The 20,370-nt window shown below is 40.5% G+C and carries 24 protein-coding genes and 1 tRNA gene; 9 read left to right on the top strand and 16 right to left on the bottom strand.

Features of this window, described 5'->3' with window-relative positions; genetic code table 11:
• Window positions 1-11 precede the first annotated feature (11 nt).
• A tRNA-Tyr gene (locus MHN79_RS11035) sits at window positions 12-96 on the top strand.
• Window positions 97-219: 123 nt separating this feature from the next.
• Here MHN79_RS11035 and treC read toward each other — a convergent pair.
• From treC to gmhB, 5 genes are all read right to left on the bottom strand, one after another.
• Window positions 220-1,899: an alpha,alpha-phosphotrehalase gene (treC, locus tag MHN79_RS11030; RefSeq protein WP_239172932.1), complete on the bottom strand. Its 1,680-nt coding sequence runs from the start codon at window positions 1,897-1,899 to the stop codon at window positions 220-222.
• Between the two features lie 77 nt (window positions 1,900-1,976).
• Complete coding sequence (gene treB / locus MHN79_RS11025) at window positions 1,977-3,401, bottom strand: PTS trehalose transporter subunit IIBC (RefSeq protein ID WP_239172931.1); 1,425 nt, start codon at window positions 3,399-3,401, stop codon at window positions 1,977-1,979.
• A 189-nt stretch (window positions 3,402-3,590) separates the two neighbouring features.
• On the bottom strand, window positions 3,591-4,538 hold the full coding sequence (treR, locus tag MHN79_RS11020) for a trehalose operon repressor TreR (RefSeq protein WP_239172930.1): 948 nt from the start codon (window positions 4,536-4,538) through the stop codon (window positions 3,591-3,593).
• Between the two features lie 47 nt (window positions 4,539-4,585).
• On the bottom strand, window positions 4,586-4,894 hold the full coding sequence (locus tag MHN79_RS11015; RefSeq protein ID WP_239172929.1) for an MliC family protein: 309 nt from the start codon (window positions 4,892-4,894) through the stop codon (window positions 4,586-4,588).
• A gap of 52 nt (window positions 4,895-4,946) precedes the next feature.
• On the bottom strand, window positions 4,947-5,498 hold the full coding sequence (gmhB, locus tag MHN79_RS11010) for a D-glycero-beta-D-manno-heptose 1,7-bisphosphate 7-phosphatase (protein ID WP_239172942.1): 552 nt from the start codon (window positions 5,496-5,498) through the stop codon (window positions 4,947-4,949).
• 313 nt (window positions 5,499-5,811) lie between these two features.
• On the opposite strand from gmhB, the gene metN reads away from it, so the two are divergent.
• The 3 genes from metN to MHN79_RS10995 are packed head-to-tail and all read left to right on the top strand — an operon-like array spanning window position 5,812 to window position 8,369.
• A complete protein-coding gene (gene metN, locus MHN79_RS11005) occupies window positions 5,812-6,846 on the top strand; it encodes a methionine ABC transporter ATP-binding protein MetN (protein WP_239172928.1) in 1,035 nt (344 codons plus the stop codon).
• Window positions 6,836-7,513, top strand: a complete 678-nt coding sequence (locus MHN79_RS11000; protein ID WP_239172927.1) for a methionine ABC transporter permease — start codon at window positions 6,836-6,838, stop codon at window positions 7,511-7,513. The genes metN and MHN79_RS11000 overlap by 11 nt, the downstream gene beginning before the upstream one ends.
• A gap of 46 nt (window positions 7,514-7,559) precedes the next feature.
• Window positions 7,560-8,369 (top strand): MetQ/NlpA family lipoprotein, encoded by an 810-nt coding sequence (locus MHN79_RS10995; protein ID WP_239172926.1) that lies wholly within the window; start codon window positions 7,560-7,562, stop codon window positions 8,367-8,369.
• A 71-nt stretch (window positions 8,370-8,440) separates the two neighbouring features.
• Here the strand turns inward: MHN79_RS10995 and upp are convergent, their stop codons facing one another.
• On the bottom strand, window positions 8,441-9,067 hold the full coding sequence (gene upp / locus MHN79_RS10990; protein ID WP_160926116.1) for a uracil phosphoribosyltransferase: 627 nt from the start codon (window positions 9,065-9,067) through the stop codon (window positions 8,441-8,443).
• 177 nt (window positions 9,068-9,244) lie between these two features.
• On the opposite strand from upp, the gene purM reads away from it, so the two are divergent.
• From purM to MHN79_RS10975, 3 genes are all read left to right on the top strand, one after another.
• Window positions 9,245-10,285: a phosphoribosylformylglycinamidine cyclo-ligase gene (gene purM / locus MHN79_RS10985; RefSeq protein ID WP_239172925.1), complete on the top strand. Its 1,041-nt coding sequence runs from the start codon at window positions 9,245-9,247 to the stop codon at window positions 10,283-10,285.
• Window positions 10,286-10,288: 3 nt separating this feature from the next.
• A complete protein-coding gene (purN, locus tag MHN79_RS10980) occupies window positions 10,289-10,930 on the top strand; it encodes a phosphoribosylglycinamide formyltransferase (RefSeq protein WP_152429755.1) in 642 nt (213 codons plus the stop codon).
• Window positions 10,931-11,040: 110 nt separating this feature from the next.
• Entirely contained in the window at window positions 11,041-11,691 is a 651-nt protein-coding gene (locus MHN79_RS10975) for a tellurite resistance TerB family protein (protein WP_239172924.1), read from the top strand.
• A gap of 67 nt (window positions 11,692-11,758) precedes the next feature.
• On the opposite strand, the gene MHN79_RS10970 is transcribed toward MHN79_RS10975, so the two are convergent.
• Together MHN79_RS10970 and MHN79_RS10965 are read right to left on the bottom strand one after the other, a co-directional pair.
• A complete protein-coding gene (locus MHN79_RS10970; protein WP_239172923.1) occupies window positions 11,759-12,196 on the bottom strand; it encodes a DUF2846 domain-containing protein in 438 nt (145 codons plus the stop codon).
• Between the two features lie 214 nt (window positions 12,197-12,410).
• On the bottom strand, window positions 12,411-12,551 hold the full coding sequence (locus tag MHN79_RS10965) for a hypothetical protein (protein WP_239172922.1): 141 nt from the start codon (window positions 12,549-12,551) through the stop codon (window positions 12,411-12,413).
• Between the two features lie 216 nt (window positions 12,552-12,767).
• Between MHN79_RS10965 and MHN79_RS10960 the strand changes: the two genes are divergently transcribed.
• Both MHN79_RS10960 and MHN79_RS10955 read left to right on the top strand, forming a co-directional pair.
• Window positions 12,768-12,974 (top strand): YaeP family protein, encoded by a 207-nt coding sequence (locus MHN79_RS10960; RefSeq protein WP_239172921.1) that lies wholly within the window; start codon window positions 12,768-12,770, stop codon window positions 12,972-12,974.
• Window positions 12,975-13,048: 74 nt separating this feature from the next.
• Window positions 13,049-13,600 carry a thiamine phosphate synthase gene (locus MHN79_RS10955; RefSeq protein WP_239172920.1) on the top strand — a complete coding sequence of 184 codons (552 nt, stop codon included), beginning with the start codon at window positions 13,049-13,051 and terminating at the stop codon, window positions 13,598-13,600.
• A gap of 59 nt (window positions 13,601-13,659) precedes the next feature.
• On the opposite strand, the gene wecB is transcribed toward MHN79_RS10955, so the two are convergent.
• The 8 genes from wecB to MHN79_RS10915 form a co-directional block, all read right to left on the bottom strand.
• A complete protein-coding gene (gene wecB, locus MHN79_RS10950; RefSeq protein WP_239172919.1) occupies window positions 13,660-14,784 on the bottom strand; it encodes a UDP-N-acetylglucosamine 2-epimerase (non-hydrolyzing) in 1,125 nt (374 codons plus the stop codon).
• Window positions 14,785-14,973: 189 nt separating this feature from the next.
• Window positions 14,974-15,603, bottom strand: coding sequence for a hypothetical protein (locus MHN79_RS10945; RefSeq protein WP_239172918.1), 630 nt, complete (start codon window positions 15,601-15,603; stop codon window positions 14,974-14,976).
• 755 nt (window positions 15,604-16,358) lie between these two features.
• Window positions 16,359-16,913, bottom strand: a complete 555-nt coding sequence (locus MHN79_RS10940; protein WP_239172917.1) for a hypothetical protein — start codon at window positions 16,911-16,913, stop codon at window positions 16,359-16,361.
• A 137-nt stretch (window positions 16,914-17,050) separates the two neighbouring features.
• Entirely contained in the window at window positions 17,051-17,575 is a 525-nt protein-coding gene (locus MHN79_RS10935) for a hypothetical protein (protein ID WP_239172916.1), read from the bottom strand.
• A gap of 52 nt (window positions 17,576-17,627) precedes the next feature.
• Window positions 17,628-18,173 carry a hypothetical protein gene (locus tag MHN79_RS10930; protein WP_239172915.1) on the bottom strand — a complete coding sequence of 182 codons (546 nt, stop codon included), beginning with the start codon at window positions 18,171-18,173 and terminating at the stop codon, window positions 17,628-17,630.
• Window positions 18,174-18,689: 516 nt separating this feature from the next.
• Window positions 18,690-19,412 carry a transposase gene (locus MHN79_RS10925; RefSeq protein ID WP_275436244.1) on the bottom strand — a complete coding sequence of 241 codons (723 nt, stop codon included), beginning with the start codon at window positions 19,410-19,412 and terminating at the stop codon, window positions 18,690-18,692.
• 141 nt (window positions 19,413-19,553) lie between these two features.
• Window positions 19,554-19,922 carry a hypothetical protein gene (locus MHN79_RS10920; protein WP_239172914.1) on the bottom strand — a complete coding sequence of 123 codons (369 nt, stop codon included), beginning with the start codon at window positions 19,920-19,922 and terminating at the stop codon, window positions 19,554-19,556.
• A gap of 230 nt (window positions 19,923-20,152) precedes the next feature.
• Window positions 20,153-20,290, bottom strand: a complete 138-nt coding sequence (locus MHN79_RS10915) for a hypothetical protein (protein ID WP_239172913.1) — start codon at window positions 20,288-20,290, stop codon at window positions 20,153-20,155.
• Between the last annotated feature and the right edge of the window lie 80 nt (window positions 20,291-20,370).

The raw sequence follows: 20,370 nt of genomic DNA, 5'->3' as shown, positions 1-20,370 counted from the left end.
AAAAATACCCTGGAGGGGTTCCCGAGTGGCCAAAGGGATCAGACTGTAAATCTGCTGGCACTGCCTTCGATGGTTCGAATCCGTCCCCCTCCACCATATTAAGATAACCAGCTCATTGAGCTGGTTTTTTTTGTATCTAGTAATCTTAAACGAAAAGAAAAGAGCCCTGAAAACAGGGCTAAAAAGACAACACAAAAATGGGGGTGAAGGCTATTGCCGTTATTTTTCTAGTAGGATGATTCGTGTTTCGTATGGACGCAGAACCTGCTCCATTGACACTTGCTCTGATAAATCTGTGTAGTTACCTAACAAATATTTCGCTTTAGTGGCATCAAACGTCTCAGGAAGACTACAACTGGCCTCGACCGCATAAAAGTTATTCAAACAAATTAAACTTTGCTTTTCACTCTGGCGCTGATAACCAAAAATCTGTTCATGCTGTGGATAAAGATCTCGATAATTACCACTAGTAATCACTTCTATTTGCTTACGTAAAGCAATCAGCTGTTGATAGAAATAAAACACCGAGCTGGGATCATCAACCGCCTGCGCAGCATTAATTTCAAGATAATTTTCCGCCACTTCTAGCCAAGGTTGAACCTTGGAAAAACCAGCGTATTCTTCGGTATTCCACTGCATCGGAGTCCTTGAATTATCGCGAGATTTTTGCGCCAAGATGGCCATCATATCGTCACTTTTAATACCATTATGATTGACCATGATGTCATACATATTGGTACTCTCTACATCACGATACTGAGATATCGAACCGTAGCCAGGGTTGGTCATACCAATCTCTTCACCTTGATATATATAAGGAGTTCCCTGCATCATATGGATCGATGCGCCCAGCATCTTAGCTGATTCGACACGATATTTTTTATCATCACCGAAACGACTGACAACTCGTGGCTGGTCATGATTACACCAAAATAGTGCTCCCCAACCTTGACCATTAAGTCCTGTTTGCCAATGATTAAAAATCTCTTTGAGCTGAATGAAGTCAAAAGGCGCTTTGGTCCATTTTTCTCCATTTGGATAATCCACTTTAAGATGGTGAAAATTAAACACCATAGAGAGCTCTTTGTTATCAAGCGAGGAGTAACGCTGGCAGTGTTCTAATGAGGTGGAAGACATCTCTCCTACCGTCACACTGCCATATTTACGAAATACCGCTTGACTGATTTCCTGCAAATACTCGTGTACACGAGGGCCATCGGTGTAGAAACGGCGGCCATCACCAAGATCGTCACTAGGAAAGTCTTGCTGCTTAGAAATAAGATTAATCACATCAAGACGGAACCCATCCACTCCTTTTTCTGCCCAAAAGCTAATTACGTCTTTAACCGCTTGTCGCACCTCTGGATTTTCCCAGTTGAGATCCGCTTGCTCTTTGGCAAAAAGGTGTAAATAGTATTGACCTGTTTCACTATCGAGTTCCCAAGCACTACCGCCGAACTTAGACTGCCAGTTATTAGGGACTTCATCGTCAACAGGATCTTTCCAAATATAGTAATCACGGTAAGGACTATTTTTATCCCCTAAAGCCGATTGAAACCAAGCGTGCTTGGTTGAGGTATGGTTAACAACGATATCCATGATGATGCGAATATCACGTTGACGAGCCTTTGCAACTAACTGCTCAAAGTCTTGCATAGTCCCAAAGTCAGGATTAATGGCGTAATAGTCAGAAATATCGTAACCATTATCGACCATAGGCGACTTGTACACGGGGGTAAGCCAAATAGCGTCAATACCGAGCAACTTGAGATAATCTAGCTTAGAGATAATTCCTTGGATATCTCCTGTACCTTTATCGCCGCTGTCACAAAAACTCTTAGGATAAATCTGATAGATGGATGCGGTTTTCCACCAATTAGGATCCGTGCTGATTGTCATCGTCTAATTCACTTACCAAAAATAAAAATTATAAAAAGGCCGAGTGATTGAAAATACTGACTCGGCCTAAACTATCATTACGCGTTTGCTGGCTCTAACTCGCCTTTCATTTGAGCACGCTTATAGAAAAATAACGTCAATGCAGTAGGGATAACGATTGCGACTAACATAGCCAATGCGTAAATACCCCAAAACTGTGGCTGAATGGAGAGAATGCCGGGCAAGCCGCCGACACCAATACCGTTTGCCATGACACCAGCACTGCCACAAATCGCCGCAGCAATCGCACTACCTATCATGGCGCTTAGCATAGGGAATTTATACTTGAGGTTAATGCCGTACATGGCAGGTTCTGTTACCCCAAGATAAGCAGAGATGGCAGCAGGAACAGAGATATCACGTTCACCATGCTTTTTGCTGCTGATGATAATACCTACAACTGCCGAAGCCTGAGCAATATTTGATAAAGCAATCAAAGGCCAGATTGGTGTTCCACCCAAGTCTTGCATTAACTGCAGGTCGACCGCATTGGTGGTATGGTGAATACCAGTAATAACCAAGGGCGCATATAAAAAGCCAAAGATAGTAGAGCCAATAATTGCAAAATCACCTGTCATCGCGGCTTTCGCAGCAAAAGCCACACCATCACCTAAGGTGCGTCCAAATGGACCAATTAAAGAGTGCGCAAGCACAACAGAAACAATTATCGAAACAAAAGGCACCACAACTAAATAAAGGTATGAAGGTACGATACGCTTTAAGTTGGTCTCAATAAAGGCAAGAGCAATGCCTGCTAGCATCGCAGGGATCACTTGAGCCTGATAGCCGACTTTTTCAATCGCAAACCATCCAAAATCCCATACCTCGGGTATTTGTTTTCCAATGAGATAGGCGTTCATCAGTTGTGGGGATACTAAGGTAACACCAAGGGTGATGCCCAAAATGGGGGTCCCGCCAAGCTTCTTAACCGTTGACCAACACACGCCAACAGGAAGAAAGAAGAAAATCGCTTCACCAATTAACCATAAAAAGCTATGTACTGTTGCCCAGAACTGGCTAATTTGGGTCAAAGATTGACCATCAAACATCTTGATGTCGCCAATCACATTACGGAAACCTAAGATCAAACCACCGGTAATGATTGCTGGCAAAAGAGGAACAAAGATTTCAGCAAGATGTGAGATACCGCGCTCTAATAGATTCATGTTCTGACGAGCCGCTTGCTTAGCTTCATCTTTGGACGCACCTGATTGTCCAGAAAGCTCGATCAAAATCTTATACACTTCATCAACATCAGTGCCAACAACAACTTGAAACTGACCAGCGTTGGTAAAGCACCCCTTAACTAAAGACAGTGCTTCCAGTGCTTTAATATCTGCTTGGTTGGTATCATTTAAAACAAAACGAAGACGCGTCAAACAGTGGCTGACGCTAGCAATATTATCGCGCCCACCCACATTCTCTATTAGATCCTCGACCTCTTGCCGTGAAATCTTGCTCATAGTTTTATCCACCCTGAATTGGACTTTCACTTTACACGGAGTAAATGGCTCCGCGCTATGAATATAATTTTGGGAACATTCCCAAGGTGTGAAATATAGTGTCAAATCTATCGACAAACATAAATGGGAACGGTCCCATTAATTGAATAAGATCACAATATAATTTAAAAATATATAACAATAAGTAAGTTAGCTAAGAATTGGGCTTTGAGTGAGATGCTCTGGGTCAGTTTCGCCATTAATATGAGAAATCAAAAGATTAGCCGCTTTTTCCCCTGCTTTGGCATAACCAGGATCAATACTGAAGACATTAGGAAAAAGGAAAGATAATAATTCACTGCCTCCAACTCCAGTGACCATGACATCCTCACGACCAAGCTCCTGAAGACGTTTAATGACTCCAAGTGCCAGAGTATCACTTGCGCAGCTGATCGCTTGAGTCTCTTGGGTAAGCACCTGGTCAACCAAGTTATACGCACTTTCAAGGTTGAGTTGTCCCGTTTGATAGTTAGCAATGCGCCCGTTTTGGTGACACCAGCTAAGATACGACTCGAGACGTAAATAACCAGTGGTTTGGTCACAAGGATCAACACCAATAAAGGCGATATCTCTAGCGCCTTGACGAGAAAGATGTTCTAGGGCTAAACGGATTACTCCATCATTATCATAATTAATCGACGAGGTGGCTTTCGTATCCATCGCGATAACGACAGATCTGCCCTGCCAGTTGGCTAACCGTTCTACATCAAAGTCACTGAAACCGAAAACAATAATGCCGTCAACATTGCGTTTACCAAGTACCTCAAGGTGCTCATTAGCTAAATGGCGGTTCAGTTGGCTCTCCATAATGACAGCATCATAACCACTGCGATAAAGAACCTGAAGCATACTGCCAACCGCACGGTTTTCAGAAGGAGAATCTAAGCGGGAAATGATAACACCGACGACTTTTTGGCTGCCCCCTCTCATAGCCTGAGCGGATTTAGAAGGAACATAACCGGAATCTTCAATTACACGCTCTACTTTTGCCCGCGTTTCGGGCTTTACCCTAGGGTCGTTGGTGAGAACACGAGATACAGTGGATTTTCCTACACCAGAGAGTTTGGCGATATCAAGGATAGTCAGTTTTTTACTCATAATGGCTTGTGAACAATTCCTTACGGAACATCAAATAGTTAAGACAACTATATTCTACATCCCTTATAAACTTCAGATCCAACTTCCAAGCGTGCATGTTCACCTTTCGTGTGCAATACCAGAGGATTAACCTTGGTTTTTTCCTCACCAGTTGGAACATACTTTACCCCAGACCCGGCGGGAACTTGCATCAAAGTGTATTCTTGATTACCAACTCTTAAAACAGCCGACTCATGATTTTTCGTATAAGCCACATCAAACTCTTTATCTGCTTGGCAATGATAAGTCACATACGAGGTACTACATGCTTGTAACATCAAAACCAGACAAAGGCTGCCAAGTACTTTTACATTCATTATTTTTTAGCCCAATAAAAAGGCCATTACATATGGCCGTTAATTCGTTGCGTTATTTATCCAAATAATTGGGAACATCTCTGAGGCTATCAAGCACAGTAGACGCCAAAGCCTGTCCCTTTTCGTTAATGGGTTTACCCGTGCGAACCAATATACGAGTGCCCACTCCAGCAGATTGCGCTGCCATCATATCTTCGGCTTTATCACCGACCATCACTGACTTTTCCATATCAATATCTAGATAATCGCGCGCCGAAATAAACATACCTGGTTTGGGTTTTCGACAATCACAATCCTGCTGGTACTTGCCTTGACCATATTCTGCGTGATGAGGGCAATAATAGAAACCATCGAATTCGACACCGTTGTCAACGAAATTCCAATCCATCCACTGAGTCAGCGATAAAAAGCGATCCTCGCTGAACTTACCACGAGCAATGCCAGATTGATTAGTGACTAGCACTAACAAATAACCCATTTCTTTGAGTCTTTTGGTTGCTTCAAACACACCTTCAATAAACTCAAAATCATGTTCATCATGCACATACCCGTGATCAACATTAATCACACCATCACGATCTAGAAAGACAGCAGGTTTTGCCAAAATTAACTTCTCTTTTTTACTATTACTCACTTGTCTTTCACGCATACATTCTGCTTGAAAGGCCAACACATGCCTGAATTATTGCACGCTTTATTTCATTCAGCACTATCTAATTCCGCTTGGTTTTGATGAAAAAGGGCATTTAGACGTCTAGACGTAAAAATATCTATTGACACATTTAGTATGAAACCATAGCATCTGTGATCTGTATGGCGTAGTACCAAACTATCTACTTTTGATTGGGGTTTGCTACCTTTCGAACATAAGCTATGTTCAAACGTCAGTTGACCTTAACCTGAGCGCGGATTTCTCGATGATTGAAATAAATCAAGTGAACAAAGTATTTCTGCAAGGAAACAAAGAAATACATGCCTTAAAGGATATTAATCTTAATATACCTCAAGGCACCATATTTGGTGTAATTGGCTCATCAGGAGCAGGGAAAAGTACGCTGATTCGCTGCGTTAATATGTTGGAAGCACCAACTTCAGGCTCCATCGTTGTCGATGGCGTCGATTTAACACAATTATCTAAATCGCAACTGAGTGAAACACGCCGCAATATCGGTATGATTTTCCAGCATTTTAATCTGCTTTCATCAAGAACAGTATTTGACAATGTAGCCTTGCCACTTGAGCTGGCTGGCAAAGAAAAAGCACATATAAAAAATAAAGTCTCTGAGCTGCTTAAACTGGTTGGCTTAGCCGACAAGCATGAAAGTTACCCTGCAAATTTAAGTGGCGGTCAAAAACAACGTGTCGCTATTGCGAGAGCACTGGCAAGCGATCCAAAGGTGTTACTGTGTGATGAAGCCACCAGCGCACTTGATCCGGCCACCACTCAATCAATTTTAGAGCTGCTAAAAGAAATCAATCGTAAGCTCAATATTACCATGCTGCTGATAACCCATGAAATGGATGTGGTCAAAAGTATCTGCCATGAAGTTGCGATTATCGGAGGCGGAGAGCTGGTCGAAAGTGGCTCTGTGGGAGAGATCTTCGCTCACCCGAAAACTGAGCTCGCCCATGAATTTATCCGCTCAACGCTTGATCTTTCAATACCGGAAGATTATCAGGCACGCCTTCAGTCAACTCGCGTTGAAGGTAGCTATCCGCTGGTTCGCCTCGAGTTTACTGGTGCGACGGTTGATGCACCAGTGATGAGTCAAATCGCGCGTAAATTCAATATTGATGTCAGTATTCTTAGCTCTGATCTTGATTACGCTGGCGGGGTTAAATTTGGCATGATGGTCGCAGAACTGTTTGGCAATGAAAACGATGATAAAGCTGCGATTGAATTTCTTCGCGCGCACAATGTAAAAGTAGAGGTGCTAGGTTATGTCCTTTGAAACTCTGTCACAATGGCTAAACCTAAATAGCCAGCTTTTAATCAATGCAACGGGTGAGACTTTATACATGGTTGCCGTTGCTGGTATTGTCGGTTTTGCGCTCGGCATTCCACTAGGCGTTATCCTGCATACCACTAAAAAAGGTGGATTACTGGAAAATGCCAAACTGAACCGTCTGCTAGGCGCTATCGTAAACATAGGTCGCTCAGTGCCCTTTCTTGTACTTATGGTTGCCATTATTCCAGTTACAAAAATTCTGGTTGGTACATTTATCGGCACAACAGCTGCTATTGTCCCACTTACCATAGGGGCTATCCCGTTTGTTGCTCGTCTGATTGAAAGTGCATTACTGGAAGTGCCAACAGGTTTGGTCGAAGCGGCTCAATCTATGGGGGCCACTCCCTTACAAATCATTAGTAAAGTACTGCTACCGGAAGCTCTGCCCACTATAGTTAACTCAGTCACGATTACACTGGTCACTTTAGTGAGTTATTCAGCAATGGCAGGAACCGTCGGTGGTGGTGGGCTTGGTGATGTAGCGATTCGCTATGGATTTCATCGCTATGATGTGATGATCATGGCGGTAACTGTCGTTATGTTGATTGTTTTAGTACAGATTATTCAATCGATCGGTGATGCACTTGTACGCCGTGTCGATCATAGATAACCATATTTGAATTGAAGTTTTTGAATTGAAGTTAAGGAGTAAAGTCATGAAATTTGGAATTAAAGGCCTACTAACAACAGCTGTCGCCGCCTCAGCGCTGATATTGGCAGGATGTGGCGACAAGCAAGACAATGCAAACAAAATAAAAGTAGGTGTCATGGCTGGTGCCGAAGCTCAAGTTGCAGAAGTCGCGGCAAAAGTCGCTAAGGAAAAATATGGCCTTGATGTAGAGCTGGTCACTTTTAGCGACTATGTTACTCCTAACGCTGCGCTAGACGATGGCTCAATTGATGTTAACGCGTTTCAGCACAAACCATACTTAGATCAGCAAATCAAAGATCGTGGTTACAAACTATCAATTGCTGGTAATACCTTTGTTTATCCTATCGCAGGCTACTCTAAGAAAGTGAAATCGGTTGATGAAATTATTGACGGCGATCGTATCGCAGTCCCTAACGATCCAACCAACCTTGGCCGCTCATTACTATTGCTCGAGCAGCAAGGCATTATTAAATTACGTGAAGGTGTTGGACTACTTGCAACCGTTCGCGATATTACCGAAAACCCAAAAAATGTCACTCTTGTTGAGCTAGATGCAGCGCAGCTTCCGCGCTCTTTAGATGATGTGGCTTTGTCAGTGATCAATACAACGTATGCCAGCTCTATCAAGTTAACACCGCAAAAAGACGGCATATTTGTTGAAGATAAAGAATCACCATACGTGAACCTAGTGGTAGCACGCGAAGACAATGTCAACGCTGAGAATGTGCAGAACTTCATCAAGTCTTACCAAACTGAAGAAGTCTACAGCGCAGCCTATAAGATTTTCCAAGGCGGCGTAGTCAAAGGCTGGTAATAGCGTAAATAGATTACAGTAATGATGTAAAAAGGGAGCCATGGCTCCCTTTTTGTTTAACTTACTTACATTTATTTAGTGCCGAAAATCTTATCGCCAGCATCACCTAAACCTGGCACGATATAACCTTTATCGTTAAGTTTTTCATCGATAGCGGCAGTGTAAAGCTCAACATCTGGGTGAGCTTTTTCAAGCGCTTCAATGCCTTCAGGTGCTGCAACCAATACTAATACTTTAATCTGGTTACATCCCTTTTCTTTGAGTAAATCAATGGTCGCTATCATGGAGCCGCCTGTTGCCAGCATAGGGTCTACTACCAAAGCGATTCGCTCATCAATATTAGAAGCCAGTTTGTTAAAGTAAGGCACTGGTTCAAGCGTTTCTTCATCACGGTAAATACCCACCACACTGATGCGCGCGCTTGGTACATGCTCAAGCACACCATCCATCATGCCCAAACCCGCGCGCAAAATAGGCACTACAGTGACTTTTTTACCCTTAATTTGGTCAACTTCTACCGGACCATCCCACCCCTCGATGGTGACTTTTTCCATTGCAAAGTCTGAAGTTGCTTCATAAGTCAGCAAACTGCCCACTTCTGTTGCAAGCTCACGAAAACGCTTTGTACTGATATCACCTTCTCTCATCAGGCCGATTTTATGCTTAACCAGAGGGTGTTTTACTTCAACAACTTTCATTTCCATCTCCGAGTATCTAGGTAAAATTTAAACAAACCTGCGGATTATAAATGATTTCGCTGGGTAATTCTTGAGTTAGAACAAAAGAAAAAGCCACGCAAACGTTTGCCATATAGTGTTGTCCACTGTTAGAATAGCGCCGATTTCATATCCAATATTAAAACTGAGGACTTGCTTGTGAGTGCTGATAACACTTCTCTTAGCTATAAAGACGCTGGCGTAGATATCGACGCGGGTAACGCTCTAGTTGACCGCATCAAAGGGGCGGTCAAACGTACTCGTCGCCCTGAAGTCATGGGAGGCATTGGCGGTTTTGGTGCGCTGTGTGAATTACCAACTAAATACAAGCAACCTGTACTTGTTTCCGGCACAGATGGCGTAGGAACCAAACTGCGTCTTGCATTGGATATGAACAAACATGACACTATCGGCATCGATCTTGTTGCTATGTGCGTTAATGATCTGATTGTGCAAGGTGCTGAACCATTATTTTTCCTTGACTACTACGCAACAGGCAAATTGGATGTCGATACCGCAGCAGACGTTGTCTCTGGTATTGCTGAAGGCTGTGTCCAAGCTGGATGTTCTCTAATCGGTGGCGAAACCGCTGAAATGCCCGGCATGTATGAAGGCGAAGATTATGATGTGGCTGGATTCTGTGTTGGTGTGGTTGAAAAAGCCAACATTATCGATGGCACTAAAGTGGCGGCTGGTGATGCGCTTATTGCGGTCGGTTCAAGTGGTCCACATTCAAACGGTTACTCTCTGATCCGTAAAATCATTGAAGTGTCTGGCGCAGATACCAATCAAGAGCTAGAAGGCAAAACCATAGGCGAGCACCTTCTCGAACCTACGAAGATTTACATCAAATCTGCACTTAAAATGATCGAAAAGCATGATATTCACGCCATTTCTCATATTACTGGTGGCGGTTTTTGGGAAAACATCCCACGCGTTTTACCAGAGGGCACCAAAGCAGTCATCGATGGCAACAGCTGGCAGTGGCCAAGTATTTTTGGCTGGCTACAAGAAAAAGGCAATGTTACGACTCATGAGATGTATCGTACTTTCAACTGTGGTGTGGGACTAATCGTTGCTCTGCCAAAAGATCAAGCGCAAGCAGCGGTTGAACTTCTTCAAGCCGAAGGTGAGAATGCTTGGGTCATTGGCGAGATCGCGGATGCACAAGCCAACCAAGAACAAGTAGAGATCAGATAAACGATGAAAAGTATTGTTGTTTTAGTTTCAGGAAACGGTTCGAACTTACAGGCGATCATTGATGCTTGTGAAGATAAGATCACAACCGGCCGAGTAAGTGCTGTTTTTTCAAATAAAGCAACAGCTTATGGCTTAGAACGTGCCAAAAACGCAGGCGCGGCAGCGCATTCTTTAGATCCAAACTCATTCGACACGCGTGATGCATTTGACCGCGAGCTAATGAAGCAGATCGATGAATACAAGCCAGATGTGATTGTTCTTGCTGGTTACATGCGTATCCTAAGTGGTGAATTTGTACGCCACTATATGGGGCGAATGATCAATATTCATCCCTCACTACTACCTAAATATCCAGGTCTAAACACTTATCAACGTGCGATTCACGCCGGTGATGAAGAGCATGGCACCAGCGTACATTTTGTGACCGAGCAGCTCGATGGCGGGCCTGTGATACTTCAAGCTAAAGTGCCTATCTTTGAAGATGATACAGTGGAAACGCTCACCAAACGTGTCCAAGTTCAAGAGCACAACATCTATCCTTTAGTCGTCCAATGGCTGGTTGAAGAGCGCTTAACCATGAAAGATGGTAAAGAAGCCTACTTAGATGGCAAGCTCCTTGGTATTCATGGCCACGCACAAGATTGATTTTCAGTAAAAAGTAAAACGGGCTTCAGCCCGTTTTTTTGCTCCTAGATTTATATTAATCTTGTATTCATATACGTTAAGCTAGACTGCTTAAAACCTAGGAGGCATGAATGGATTTAAAAAGTTTACTTAACCAAGCATTAAACTCAGATCTCGCTCGTCAAGGCCAGCAAAAAGTTCAGCAGGCCTCAAGCTCTGGTTCATTAAAAACACTCGGCGCAGGCGCTGTAGGCGGTGGCCTTGTCGGCCTTTTAATGGGTTCAAAAAAGACCAAAAAGCTTGGCAAAAAAGTGGGTAAGAATGCGCTCAAGATTGGTGGAGCGGCAGCCCTTGGCGCTCTTGCTTACTCAGCATACAATAATTGGCAGTCTAAACAGTCAGATGCTGGAAACAATGAAAGCTTTGACGGTGAGGATGCAATACACCAACAACTGATTTTAAAAGCCATGATTGCCGCCGCCAAAGCCGATGGGCATGTGGATGGTGATGAGATGCAACGCATTGAATCAACGCTTAAAGAAGCAGGTGCGGATAGTCAGCTGCAATCTCTCATGCACACTGAGCTTAACAAACCACTCGACCCGAGTGAGATTGCTAGACTTGCGCAATCGCCGCAGCAAGCCAGTGAAATCTATCTTGCTTCATTGATTGTTATCGACGAACAAAATTTTATGGAGAAGGCTTACCTTCAAGAGCTCGCCAAACAGCTAAAGCTGGCGCCAGAGCTAACCGCTCAACTGGAACTGCAATTGCAAAACTAACATTAACTCTGCCCAACCAGATCCAAAAATGGGACCCGCTTGGTCCCATTTTTTGTTTAGTGGAATATTATTTAGCTAGGTTTAACTTACGTACTCGACTTTTACCTTCGTTTTCATCAACTTCAACTAAATTGGCACCACCGACAATAACACCAAGTTTAATATAGTTTTCAACAAAATGGTTTTTGCCAGATTCTGTTTTTATGATCAAATCATTAGGGCTAAATTCAGATTCTGTTGAAAGTGTGTGTTTTCCAGCATCAACAATGCGGTAGAAAAAGACGCTTGGTGCTGTTTCACCTATTTCTTCACCATCAATACTGATTGTTTTTTTCAGGGCAGAACCCAAATAACCATCTCGAAAAATATACAAACCAGATTTACCTTCTGGTGGTGCAGGAAATTCTTTTGCGGCTGCATCTTCTTCCACTGACGCCATTGGTACAGTTGCACATCCACCTAGGGTTAACATTAAAACTAATAAGGGAAATAAGATTTTTTTCATTTTGTAATCCATCATACTATGCACTACCCACTGCAATGCGGTATGCATGATACTTGATAAATTAATAACATATAAGAAATTAATAAAATTTATTATAATAATATGAATTACGAACACTTGGATTGAAAAATAGAAAATTTCGAAGGTATTTAGGCGGTTTTCATTGGCTACCGAACCGCCCACTTATTAAAGTTACATAATCAAAATGATGAAGTTAGCTTTCAGCCATACAAAAGCAGCCCGGCCCTGTAGCAGGACAGCGTAATACTTCTCCCTCAGGACAAGGGTATGCCGATTCTGATGCACTAACCATAGCCGACAAACAAAGCGTTAAAACCAGTAATATTTTTTTCATTTTTATTCTCCTTATTATGAATCTAGCACTATATGTTATTTATTTGTAAATTCACGCTTTTTGCTAATATAAAGCCTGTTTTTGAGACCATCTGCCCAAATGGACACGACGTAGCCATACCACGCGTCTATTTGCGCAAGATCAAAGCCGATCCGGCGCTAAGTCATCACTATAGTTAGGTTGAAAAAAGATCTAAGCCTAAAGAGTAATTAAGCCATGAAAGTATATGAATGCTGTGATTTAGTAAAAGAGTTTTACGCCCAAATAGGCAGCGGCGACCAAGCTTACATCCCAAAAGCGATTGGCTGCACCTTACGCGCACTCAATGATATTGCCGCCCAAGCAGACCTACCTCAAGAGGTACGTGAAAAAGCCGCTTTTGCCGCCGCAAACCTGCTAATTTCAGATTTTGAAGATGAGTGATGAGCTTTATCACAAGGCTTTCTAATGGTACTTTGCTAACCAGACTGAACCAGTATCTTGATAAGGACTAAAACTTGAGCCAATTACCAAGAAAGTACTCCATAACGGGTAATGAAGAAGACTTAGAAACCATCATAAAAATGCTGGAGAAAAACCGCGCCAATGAAATGAGTCAAATCCGAGCCAAAACTCACTCTCTAACCAGCCTTAAACAAATCCTTGGTCCTAAACTCACTGGTATCGTGCTGATTAACTCATCGTCCTATGATGGCAGCCAACTTGGTCCGTTTCATGGGGTGCACCTAACCTCTATAGATGCTCAAGATTATGCGCTCATCCAAGATATCAAGAAAGCAGGAGCGCGTTATATTGCCGCCTCATGTCACAATCAAGCTGAACTAGAGATTGCCAACCGCATAAAATGTGACTTTGTCACCCTTTCTCCAGTTCATATTGCCAGTTGCCACCCAGAAGCAGCCACCATTGGTTGGCAAGGTTTCTCCAAGCTTGCCAAGCTAGCCACCATGCCTGTCTTTGCTCTAGGCGGAGTAGGCGCTGATGATCTCACCGCGGCGCAACAGCACGGCGCCTATGGTGTATCTGGGGTGAGTGATTTTTGGCAATGATTTGATTTATATAAATTACGTCGTCCAAACACTCAAAAAGTGAGTAAGCACTCACATTTCTAATCAGCCAATTTCGCCAATATTCTCGCGCACGCTTTACCATCGCCATAAGGATTATGAGCAAGACTCATGGCTTTATAGGCCTCTTGATCGCTAAGCAATGTATCAAGCTGCTCCACAATGCTTTGCATCTTAGTACCAACCAATTTTACCGTGCCTGCTGCTATCGCTTCTGGGCGCTCAGTGGTCTCTCTCATCACTAGTACGGGTTTCCCCAAAGCAGGCGCTTCTTCTTGAATGCCTCCTGAATCGGTCAAAATAATATCGGCTTTATCCATTAGATAAACAAAAGGCAGATAGTCTAAAGGTTCAATCAATAAGATGTTTTCAATACCTCCCAGCAAGCGATGCACTGGCTCTTGCACATTAGGGTTTAAATGCACAGGGTAAACAATTTGCGTTTTGGGATGAGCCCTAGCCACAACCGCTAGCGCTTGACAGATATTTTCAAAGCCAGCGCCAAAGCTTTCTCTTCTGTGCCCTGTGACCAAAACAAGCTTGTTATCTGGATTTATAAAATGGAACTGGCTTTTAAGATTGGCGCTAAGCTTGGCATCGGAAGCGATTTTATCTTTGATAAGATACAAAGCATCAATCACCGTATTACCCGTGACACAAATTCGCTTTTGTGGGACATTTTCTGCCACTAAGTTGGCTTTTGATGTCTCGGTTGGCGCAAAGTGATAATGGGCAAATACGCCGGTGAGTCGCCTGTTGGCTTCTTCTGGCCACGGCGAATAAAGATCGCCGGTTCTAAGGCCTGCCTCAATATGACCAATGGCAATTTTTTCATAAAAAGCGGCTAAGCTCGCAGCAAACGTAGTGGCCGTATCACCATGAACCAAAACCACATCTGGCTTAAAGGCTTTTAATATCGGCTTTAATTCAACCACAATACGCGCAGTTACCTGATTCAGGTTTTGCCCCTGCTGCATCACATTTAAATCGTAATCGGGCGTAATTGAGAACACCTCAAGCACTTGATCAAGCATTTCTCGATGCTGCGCGGTCACGCAGCATTTTGCTTCAAAACGCTTATCTTTGGCCAGCGCATCGACCAAAGGTGCCATTTTAATCGCCTCTGGACGAGTACCAAAGACAGTCAGTATTTTTTTCTTCACCATCACCTATTCACCATAACTCTAAATACTGCTGAGTTTTCCCTCAAAGCCGCTAAGTTTTGAGAAGAAAATTGATGAGTTAGGCTATAACAGGTGCCCTAGCTGAAGCTTGGACGTTTTAACTTACTTACCAAGTTTTAATAAACGATTGGTCATAGAGATGAGGGAGGATAAGGCCATAGTTTTTATGTTTTAATACAAAAGGTTATCTATATCATTTTTTATAATTTCATTATCATTCTTACTCTTAATTTCATCTATAGCTTTCAAAGAAAGATCTGAACCAATAAAGTGGAGAGATGACATTATTTCTCTTTTTATTATTAGATAATCATATCCATAGTAATCATACATTTTTTTTAGCTTTTCTACTGACCAATTATCCCTAAAAATCTTATTTGCATTAACTAACTCAACCATTTTTATTCTGTCTTCTGAAAGTTCTATATTATTAATGTTTTTTAATATACTATCTATTTCACTTCTATTCATTTCTTTAATTTCCATCCTACCAATGGATGCCAAAATAAATATATCTTTGTTTCTATTAATAAACCTGTTTTTTTCAGAATTCAAACAAGATTTAAAATAAATAATATCATTGTAATTATAATCACTAAGGTATATTTCGTTCAAAACCTTATCAATTTCTTTTACTTCACTTAAATCACGTCTAACACCAAAAATAAATTCTGACATTTCACTTTGAGATACAATATTATTTTTCTCTAATGAAATTGTTCTAAAAATATCTATAACACTATCTTGACAATAGCCGACATTACTAATTATACAAAGGAAAATAAACATGTACTTCTTCATATTGAATATCCTTCCACCTAGAGTAAGTACCAACAGGGAACAGATTTTGCTTTTTTAGGTTAAATTTCTTCATGAAATTATAATTTTTCTTCCTCTCTATTCCTTTTTTCTATTTCAACATCGGTGCGAAATGATTGATTCATTATTATCCATAGATTTATAATGATTTCTTAGTAAAAAATAAGAAAAAAAACCACCAAAAATTGGAAGCATCAACGAAAGACATATAATTGTCTTTCTATTCGCTAACCCTTTAGTCCGAAGTGAAATTACTGTGGGTAGAATAAGCATAACAATGATAGCAATAGTAATTATGCAAACAAATACAACAGAGATAGACTGATTTGTGTATGATTCAGGGAAATAAAGAGATCTTATTATATCCCCAAAAATTGCTCCGATAAAAGACAAGATTGCTAATTGTAAAATTTTCATTAGGAGTGAAGTTGTGTTTTTCATTTTTCTATGGCCGTACTTTCTACCATCTCATAATTTAACATATCTGAATTATAATACATAAAAAAGAATGATGACATTGATATAGAAAGACAAAATATAAACCTTAGCATATTACTAAATAGCTTTTTTCTATTGCAGAACAAACAGTAAAAGCACATAAATAGCAATAATAATGTATAAACTGTGGTTACCATTGTTAGTAACATCAAGATAATACCGAATGCACCTATGATTTTTTCTTCTAGCATACGAAGCCTTTATATCCAAACCAAACATAGAATAGGATCAATTCTTTTTTATTTAATTAATTCCTTCTTCAGTTTCTCTTGCTTGCTCTTATTCACATAAACTTCATCAATATAGTAATTTTCTACATCAACTTCCTTTTGTGAGATCATTAAGTCAAGATTATCATTGTCATCTATTAAAGCATAACTTACGTAATTCCAGCTATTTATCTTAGATTGCATTAAAATGATAACGTCGTCAGGGTTTCCTCCATAAAAGTTAACTTTAAACTCTTCAGAGGAAGCATTTAATTTTTTGGCATACCTAGTATTAAAAATGGCTAAAAAGTACTTCATAACTACGATTGCACCATCTACCTTCTGAGAAGTATCATCCCCTTTATACTCCTCAATAGAATCAAAATCAGCCAAGACCGAAAGGAAAACTTTATTTTTATCATCTATTTTAATACTTTCAAAACAAATAGGGGCATCATCAATACTACAGATATTTACATATGCGCCAATTCCTGATTTAGCAATATCCACTTCCTCCAGAGAGGAACTTACGGCAGTACATGCCACAAAAGGACATAAAAAGCTAAATAATTTAGCAATAGTCATATTTTTATTCCTTTGATTGTATAGTTAATAATGGTCTCGTCGTAAAATTCAGTCTGATCTAGTTAAATATAAAAAACCCTTACCTTCAGTGTAAATAAAAGGGAAAGTAAGGCCTGATTTTATTATTTTTGAGTGTTTTATTTATACTTAGCTTTTCCTTCTTTGTATAAATCGATAGGGCTTAATTTAGTTTCAATTACTGCCATAACACGCCTATTATCACTACGAAGAAATGCAAATCCAGAGTATTTCTCCTTATTCAGAATTGCCTCTGCTAAAATAACAATATTTTCTGAATTTCCACCATCTAAATTCAGCTTAACATAGTCATTAGCGGCACCTGGTGGTTTCGGGTGTCTTGAGTTAAATAGTGCTAAAGAAAGACTCATACCACCTGAAACACCATTCATTTTGGCAGAAGTATCATCCCCGTCAAACTGAGGTATTGCATCAATATCAATAAAAATAGATATAAATACTTGGTTCTCTTCTCCAACTTGAATTGTTTTTACACAGATGGCATCACGTTTTTCCGTACAAGCAGGAAAGAACTCTTCAATACCTGTTTCTTCAAAATTAACTTTCTTCATCGCTGCCTTTACAGGTACGATTGAAAAAATCACAAATAAGATTACAAAAACAACTGATTGCATATTTTTCATAATATTTTTTCTCTGAGAAAAAAGGAGGCATATATGGTCCCGTTTAGGGCCGTTATGATTTCCAGTATGGCCCCCAGTAATAATCAGCACAGAAAAATTCGCTATCGTCATTTTCAACATAATTAATCATGTCTTCCTTGTTATCTTCTAACGAGCATTCAAATATACGTTCCAATCTATCCAAATCTCCGAACGCGAATAACATATCATCTGAAGCCACATAAAATATAGTATCTAGACTTTGATTAAAAACTAAAAAGCTATTCAATAAAACACCTGAAAGATCATAATAAGATTCGTTATACATAACCTCATCGGTAAAATAAAAAGGTAGTACTTCGGTACTATTGCCATCGCTGTCATTCGGCTCGGGAAAAAAATAAAATTTCTCATTATACGTTTCATTGAATATTTCAAAAAAATCACCGAGAAACTCGCTAGCTCCTTCTAAAGATATCATCACAGAAAGTCCTTGTGATTTCACCCAGCTTTTAGGTATATAATATTTGTACCCACAAAAGATAGCAGAACCCTTGTAGTTTAATTTTAGTATATCTTTACTGAGCTTCTGTAATGCTTGATGTGCTCCTGAATTCATATATCTTTATCCTTATCTTCAATGAAAAAAAGGTGGGGAGTAGACCTGAGTGTTTATTTCTTACATTATTTAAATCTCTTTGCTTGCATTTTTTTAGCATCTTTATAAGTTGCTATAACACTTGAAAAAACCATTAATATGAAAGAAAAAAAACCAATAATCTCGTTAACTTCCCTATTCCCAGAGATTGAAATTATTTTAAGTTCACCTTCATATGCAAACATATCCCAAGTGACAAAAATCAGTAACGGGTATACAATACAGTTACATAAAATGTGATAAATAAAGCTTCCTTCAAAAAATCTAGACATGATATGGGGAGTGATTATGAACCCCAAGCTCAAAAGCACATAATACCCAGTACTAACTTCTAACATTTACTCATTCAGTAGATAAATTGACACAATAATTACCAGACTGGGATTGTAATTTACATTTATATACATTCAATAAATCAATTTTATGATTAGAGATTGCTCAAACTAACCCAAAAGGGGTCAGTTAACCCAAAAGGGGTCAGGTCTTGCTTTTTGCTACAATACGACTAACTCGTGAATAATGTACTCCAAAGTAATCACCTATTTGCTTTTGGGTATAACCACCACTCATAAACGCTGCCACTATTGCACTATTTCTATCAGCCTCCAATCGTTCATATTCTTCAAGCGGCAATGGCTTAGATCGTCGTTGTTTAGCAGGAATTTCTTGCATATCTCCAACTTCTAAATCTCTTGTCGGCAGATGTTGGCTTACAAACTCATCACTACCTAAATACACCTGTTGTTTCAACTGCTGCCATAACCCCTTACCAACCCCCTCTAAAACAAATTGTTGGTATTTTTGCTTGGCAACCGCTCTATTGTGACTGAACGAGAGCAATGTTTGGTCTATTGCTAACCAGTCTGGAGCTTCCTTGTCACCGACTGTATTGTGCCAGCTACTCCATTCATACTCGTTTGGAGCATCAACCATTCCAGCTCGTACTGGATTAAGTAAGATATAACGACCTACTTCCAGCAAATACTCTTCTTTATCAACCAGTATTGCTTTATATCTACCCTGATATAAATGCCCTACTCGCCGATGTTTTCGATTAAATTTTTGTGTGTAAACACCATTAAGTTGGCGCATTCCCTGACTTAAATTTCCATCGGGCGTTTCTAGTAGCAAGTGATAATGATTTGTCATTAAACAATAGCTATGAACCACCCAATTAAAGCGCTGGCAGGTATCTGCCAATACCTCTATAAATAAAGTAAAGTACTCATTTTTCCTCCCTGAAAAACACTTAACCTATTAACTAAACTGCCTTACCTCAAATTCAAATAAAGGGGGCAAAAGGCAAGACCTGACCCCGTTTATGTATGTATGTATGTGCGTTTATTGTGTGTAATACATGTAAAGAAAGTCTTCTATACCTCCACTAGATTTATACGATTCACAACTATCGCGACCGTGAATTGTCACAAGTGCACCGGTTGTATAGGCAACCGTTAATTGTGAATAGGCAGCCTTTCCTGTTTCAGTGGATAAATCTAGGACATAATGCCACGCTGTATAGTTATTGCAGCTAGCTCTCGTTAAATTTCCACCACTTACCTTTACGACGGCACAATCATTGGTATCGATACATTTCTCGCCGTAGTAAGGCCCAGTACCAATAGATGCCACTTTACAGTTTTTACAACTACCTGCAATGCTGCTAAATGTGCTCAATGCTAGTAAAAAAAAGAACCCTGAATACTTCATTAAAATCTCCTAATAATAAATAAAAACACGCTACTACAATACGAGGCTGACATATATAAGCCCGTTTACTCTATGACCTCGTTTATCCTTTTATTTCGGCCCTTGAACAAGGTAATCGTTACTCATTTTTCCTCCCTGAAAAACACTTAACCTATTAACTAAACTGCCTTACCTCAAATTCAAATAAAGGGGGCAAAAGGCAAGACCTGACCCCGTTTACGTTTCTTTGCTTACTGGCAGGTATCTGCCAATACCTCCATAAACAAAGTAAAGTCTTGCTCGTCTAGATATATAGGTTGCCGTGCATTACCACGAGACGTCACATGATATAACGCACCAGCAAATTCAACCCTTAATGGTCTGCTCATTTTTCCTCCGTGAAAAACACTTAACCTATTAACTAAACTGCCTTACCTCAAATTCAAATAAAGGGGTAAAAGGCAAGACC

This window comes from Vibrio sp. Of14-4, assembly GCF_022347625.1.
Lineage (GTDB): Bacteria > Pseudomonadota > Gammaproteobacteria > Enterobacterales > Vibrionaceae > Vibrio > Vibrio pristinus.
The sequence above is the reverse complement of the archived record's forward strand: the minus strand, read 5'-3'. Positions and strand labels throughout refer to the sequence as shown.

Excerpts from the sequence above, each read along its gene's own strand:
- MHN79_RS10970 (WP_239172923.1), bottom strand. The coding sequence starts at position 12,196 with ATGAAAAAAATCTTATTTCCCTTATTAGTTTTAATGTTAACCCTAGGT.
- MHN79_RS10940 (WP_239172917.1), bottom strand. The coding sequence starts at position 16,913 with ATGACTATTGCTAAATTATTTAGCTTTTTATGTCCTTTTGTGGCATGT.
- upp (WP_160926116.1), bottom strand. The coding sequence starts at position 9,067 with ATGAAAGTTGTTGAAGTAAAACACCCTCTGGTTAAGCATAAAATCGGC.
- MHN79_RS11000 (WP_239172927.1), top strand. The coding sequence starts at position 6,836 with ATGTCCTTTGAAACTCTGTCACAATGGCTAAACCTAAATAGCCAGCTT.
- treB (WP_239172931.1), bottom strand. The coding sequence starts at position 3,401 with ATGAGCAAGATTTCACGGCAAGAGGTCGAGGATCTAATAGAGAATGTG.
- treC (WP_239172932.1), bottom strand. The coding sequence starts at position 1,899 with ATGACAATCAGCACGGATCCTAATTGGTGGAAAACCGCATCCATCTAT.
- MHN79_RS11015 (WP_239172929.1), bottom strand. The coding sequence starts at position 4,894 with ATGAATGTAAAAGTACTTGGCAGCCTTTGTCTGGTTTTGATGTTACAA.
- MHN79_RS10935 (WP_239172916.1), bottom strand. The coding sequence starts at position 17,575 with ATGAAAAATATGCAATCAGTTGTTTTTGTAATCTTATTTGTGATTTTT.
- MHN79_RS10930 (WP_239172915.1), bottom strand. The coding sequence starts at position 18,173 with ATGAATTCAGGAGCACATCAAGCATTACAGAAGCTCAGTAAAGATATA.
- metN (WP_239172928.1), top strand. The coding sequence starts at position 5,812 with ATGATTGAAATAAATCAAGTGAACAAAGTATTTCTGCAAGGAAACAAA.
- MHN79_RS10960 (WP_239172921.1), top strand. The coding sequence starts at position 12,768 with ATGAAAGTATATGAATGCTGTGATTTAGTAAAAGAGTTTTACGCCCAA.
- MHN79_RS10995 (WP_239172926.1), top strand. The coding sequence starts at position 7,560 with ATGAAATTTGGAATTAAAGGCCTACTAACAACAGCTGTCGCCGCCTCA.
- MHN79_RS10945 (WP_239172918.1), bottom strand. The coding sequence starts at position 15,603 with ATGAAGAAGTACATGTTTATTTTCCTTTGTATAATTAGTAATGTCGGC.
- MHN79_RS10920 (WP_239172914.1), bottom strand. The coding sequence starts at position 19,922 with ATGAAGTATTCAGGGTTCTTTTTTTTACTAGCATTGAGCACATTTAGC.
- treR (WP_239172930.1), bottom strand. The coding sequence starts at position 4,538 with ATGAGTAAAAAACTGACTATCCTTGATATCGCCAAACTCTCTGGTGTA.
- MHN79_RS10975 (WP_239172924.1), top strand. The coding sequence starts at position 11,041 with ATGGATTTAAAAAGTTTACTTAACCAAGCATTAAACTCAGATCTCGCT.
- MHN79_RS10965 (WP_239172922.1), bottom strand. The coding sequence starts at position 12,551 with ATGAAAAAAATATTACTGGTTTTAACGCTTTGTTTGTCGGCTATGGTT.
- purN (WP_152429755.1), top strand. The coding sequence starts at position 10,289 with ATGAAAAGTATTGTTGTTTTAGTTTCAGGAAACGGTTCGAACTTACAG.
- wecB (WP_239172919.1), bottom strand. The coding sequence starts at position 14,784 with ATGGTGAAGAAAAAAATACTGACTGTCTTTGGTACTCGTCCAGAGGCG.
- MHN79_RS10915 (WP_239172913.1), bottom strand. The coding sequence starts at position 20,290 with ATGAGCAGACCATTAAGGGTTGAATTTGCTGGTGCGTTATATCATGTG.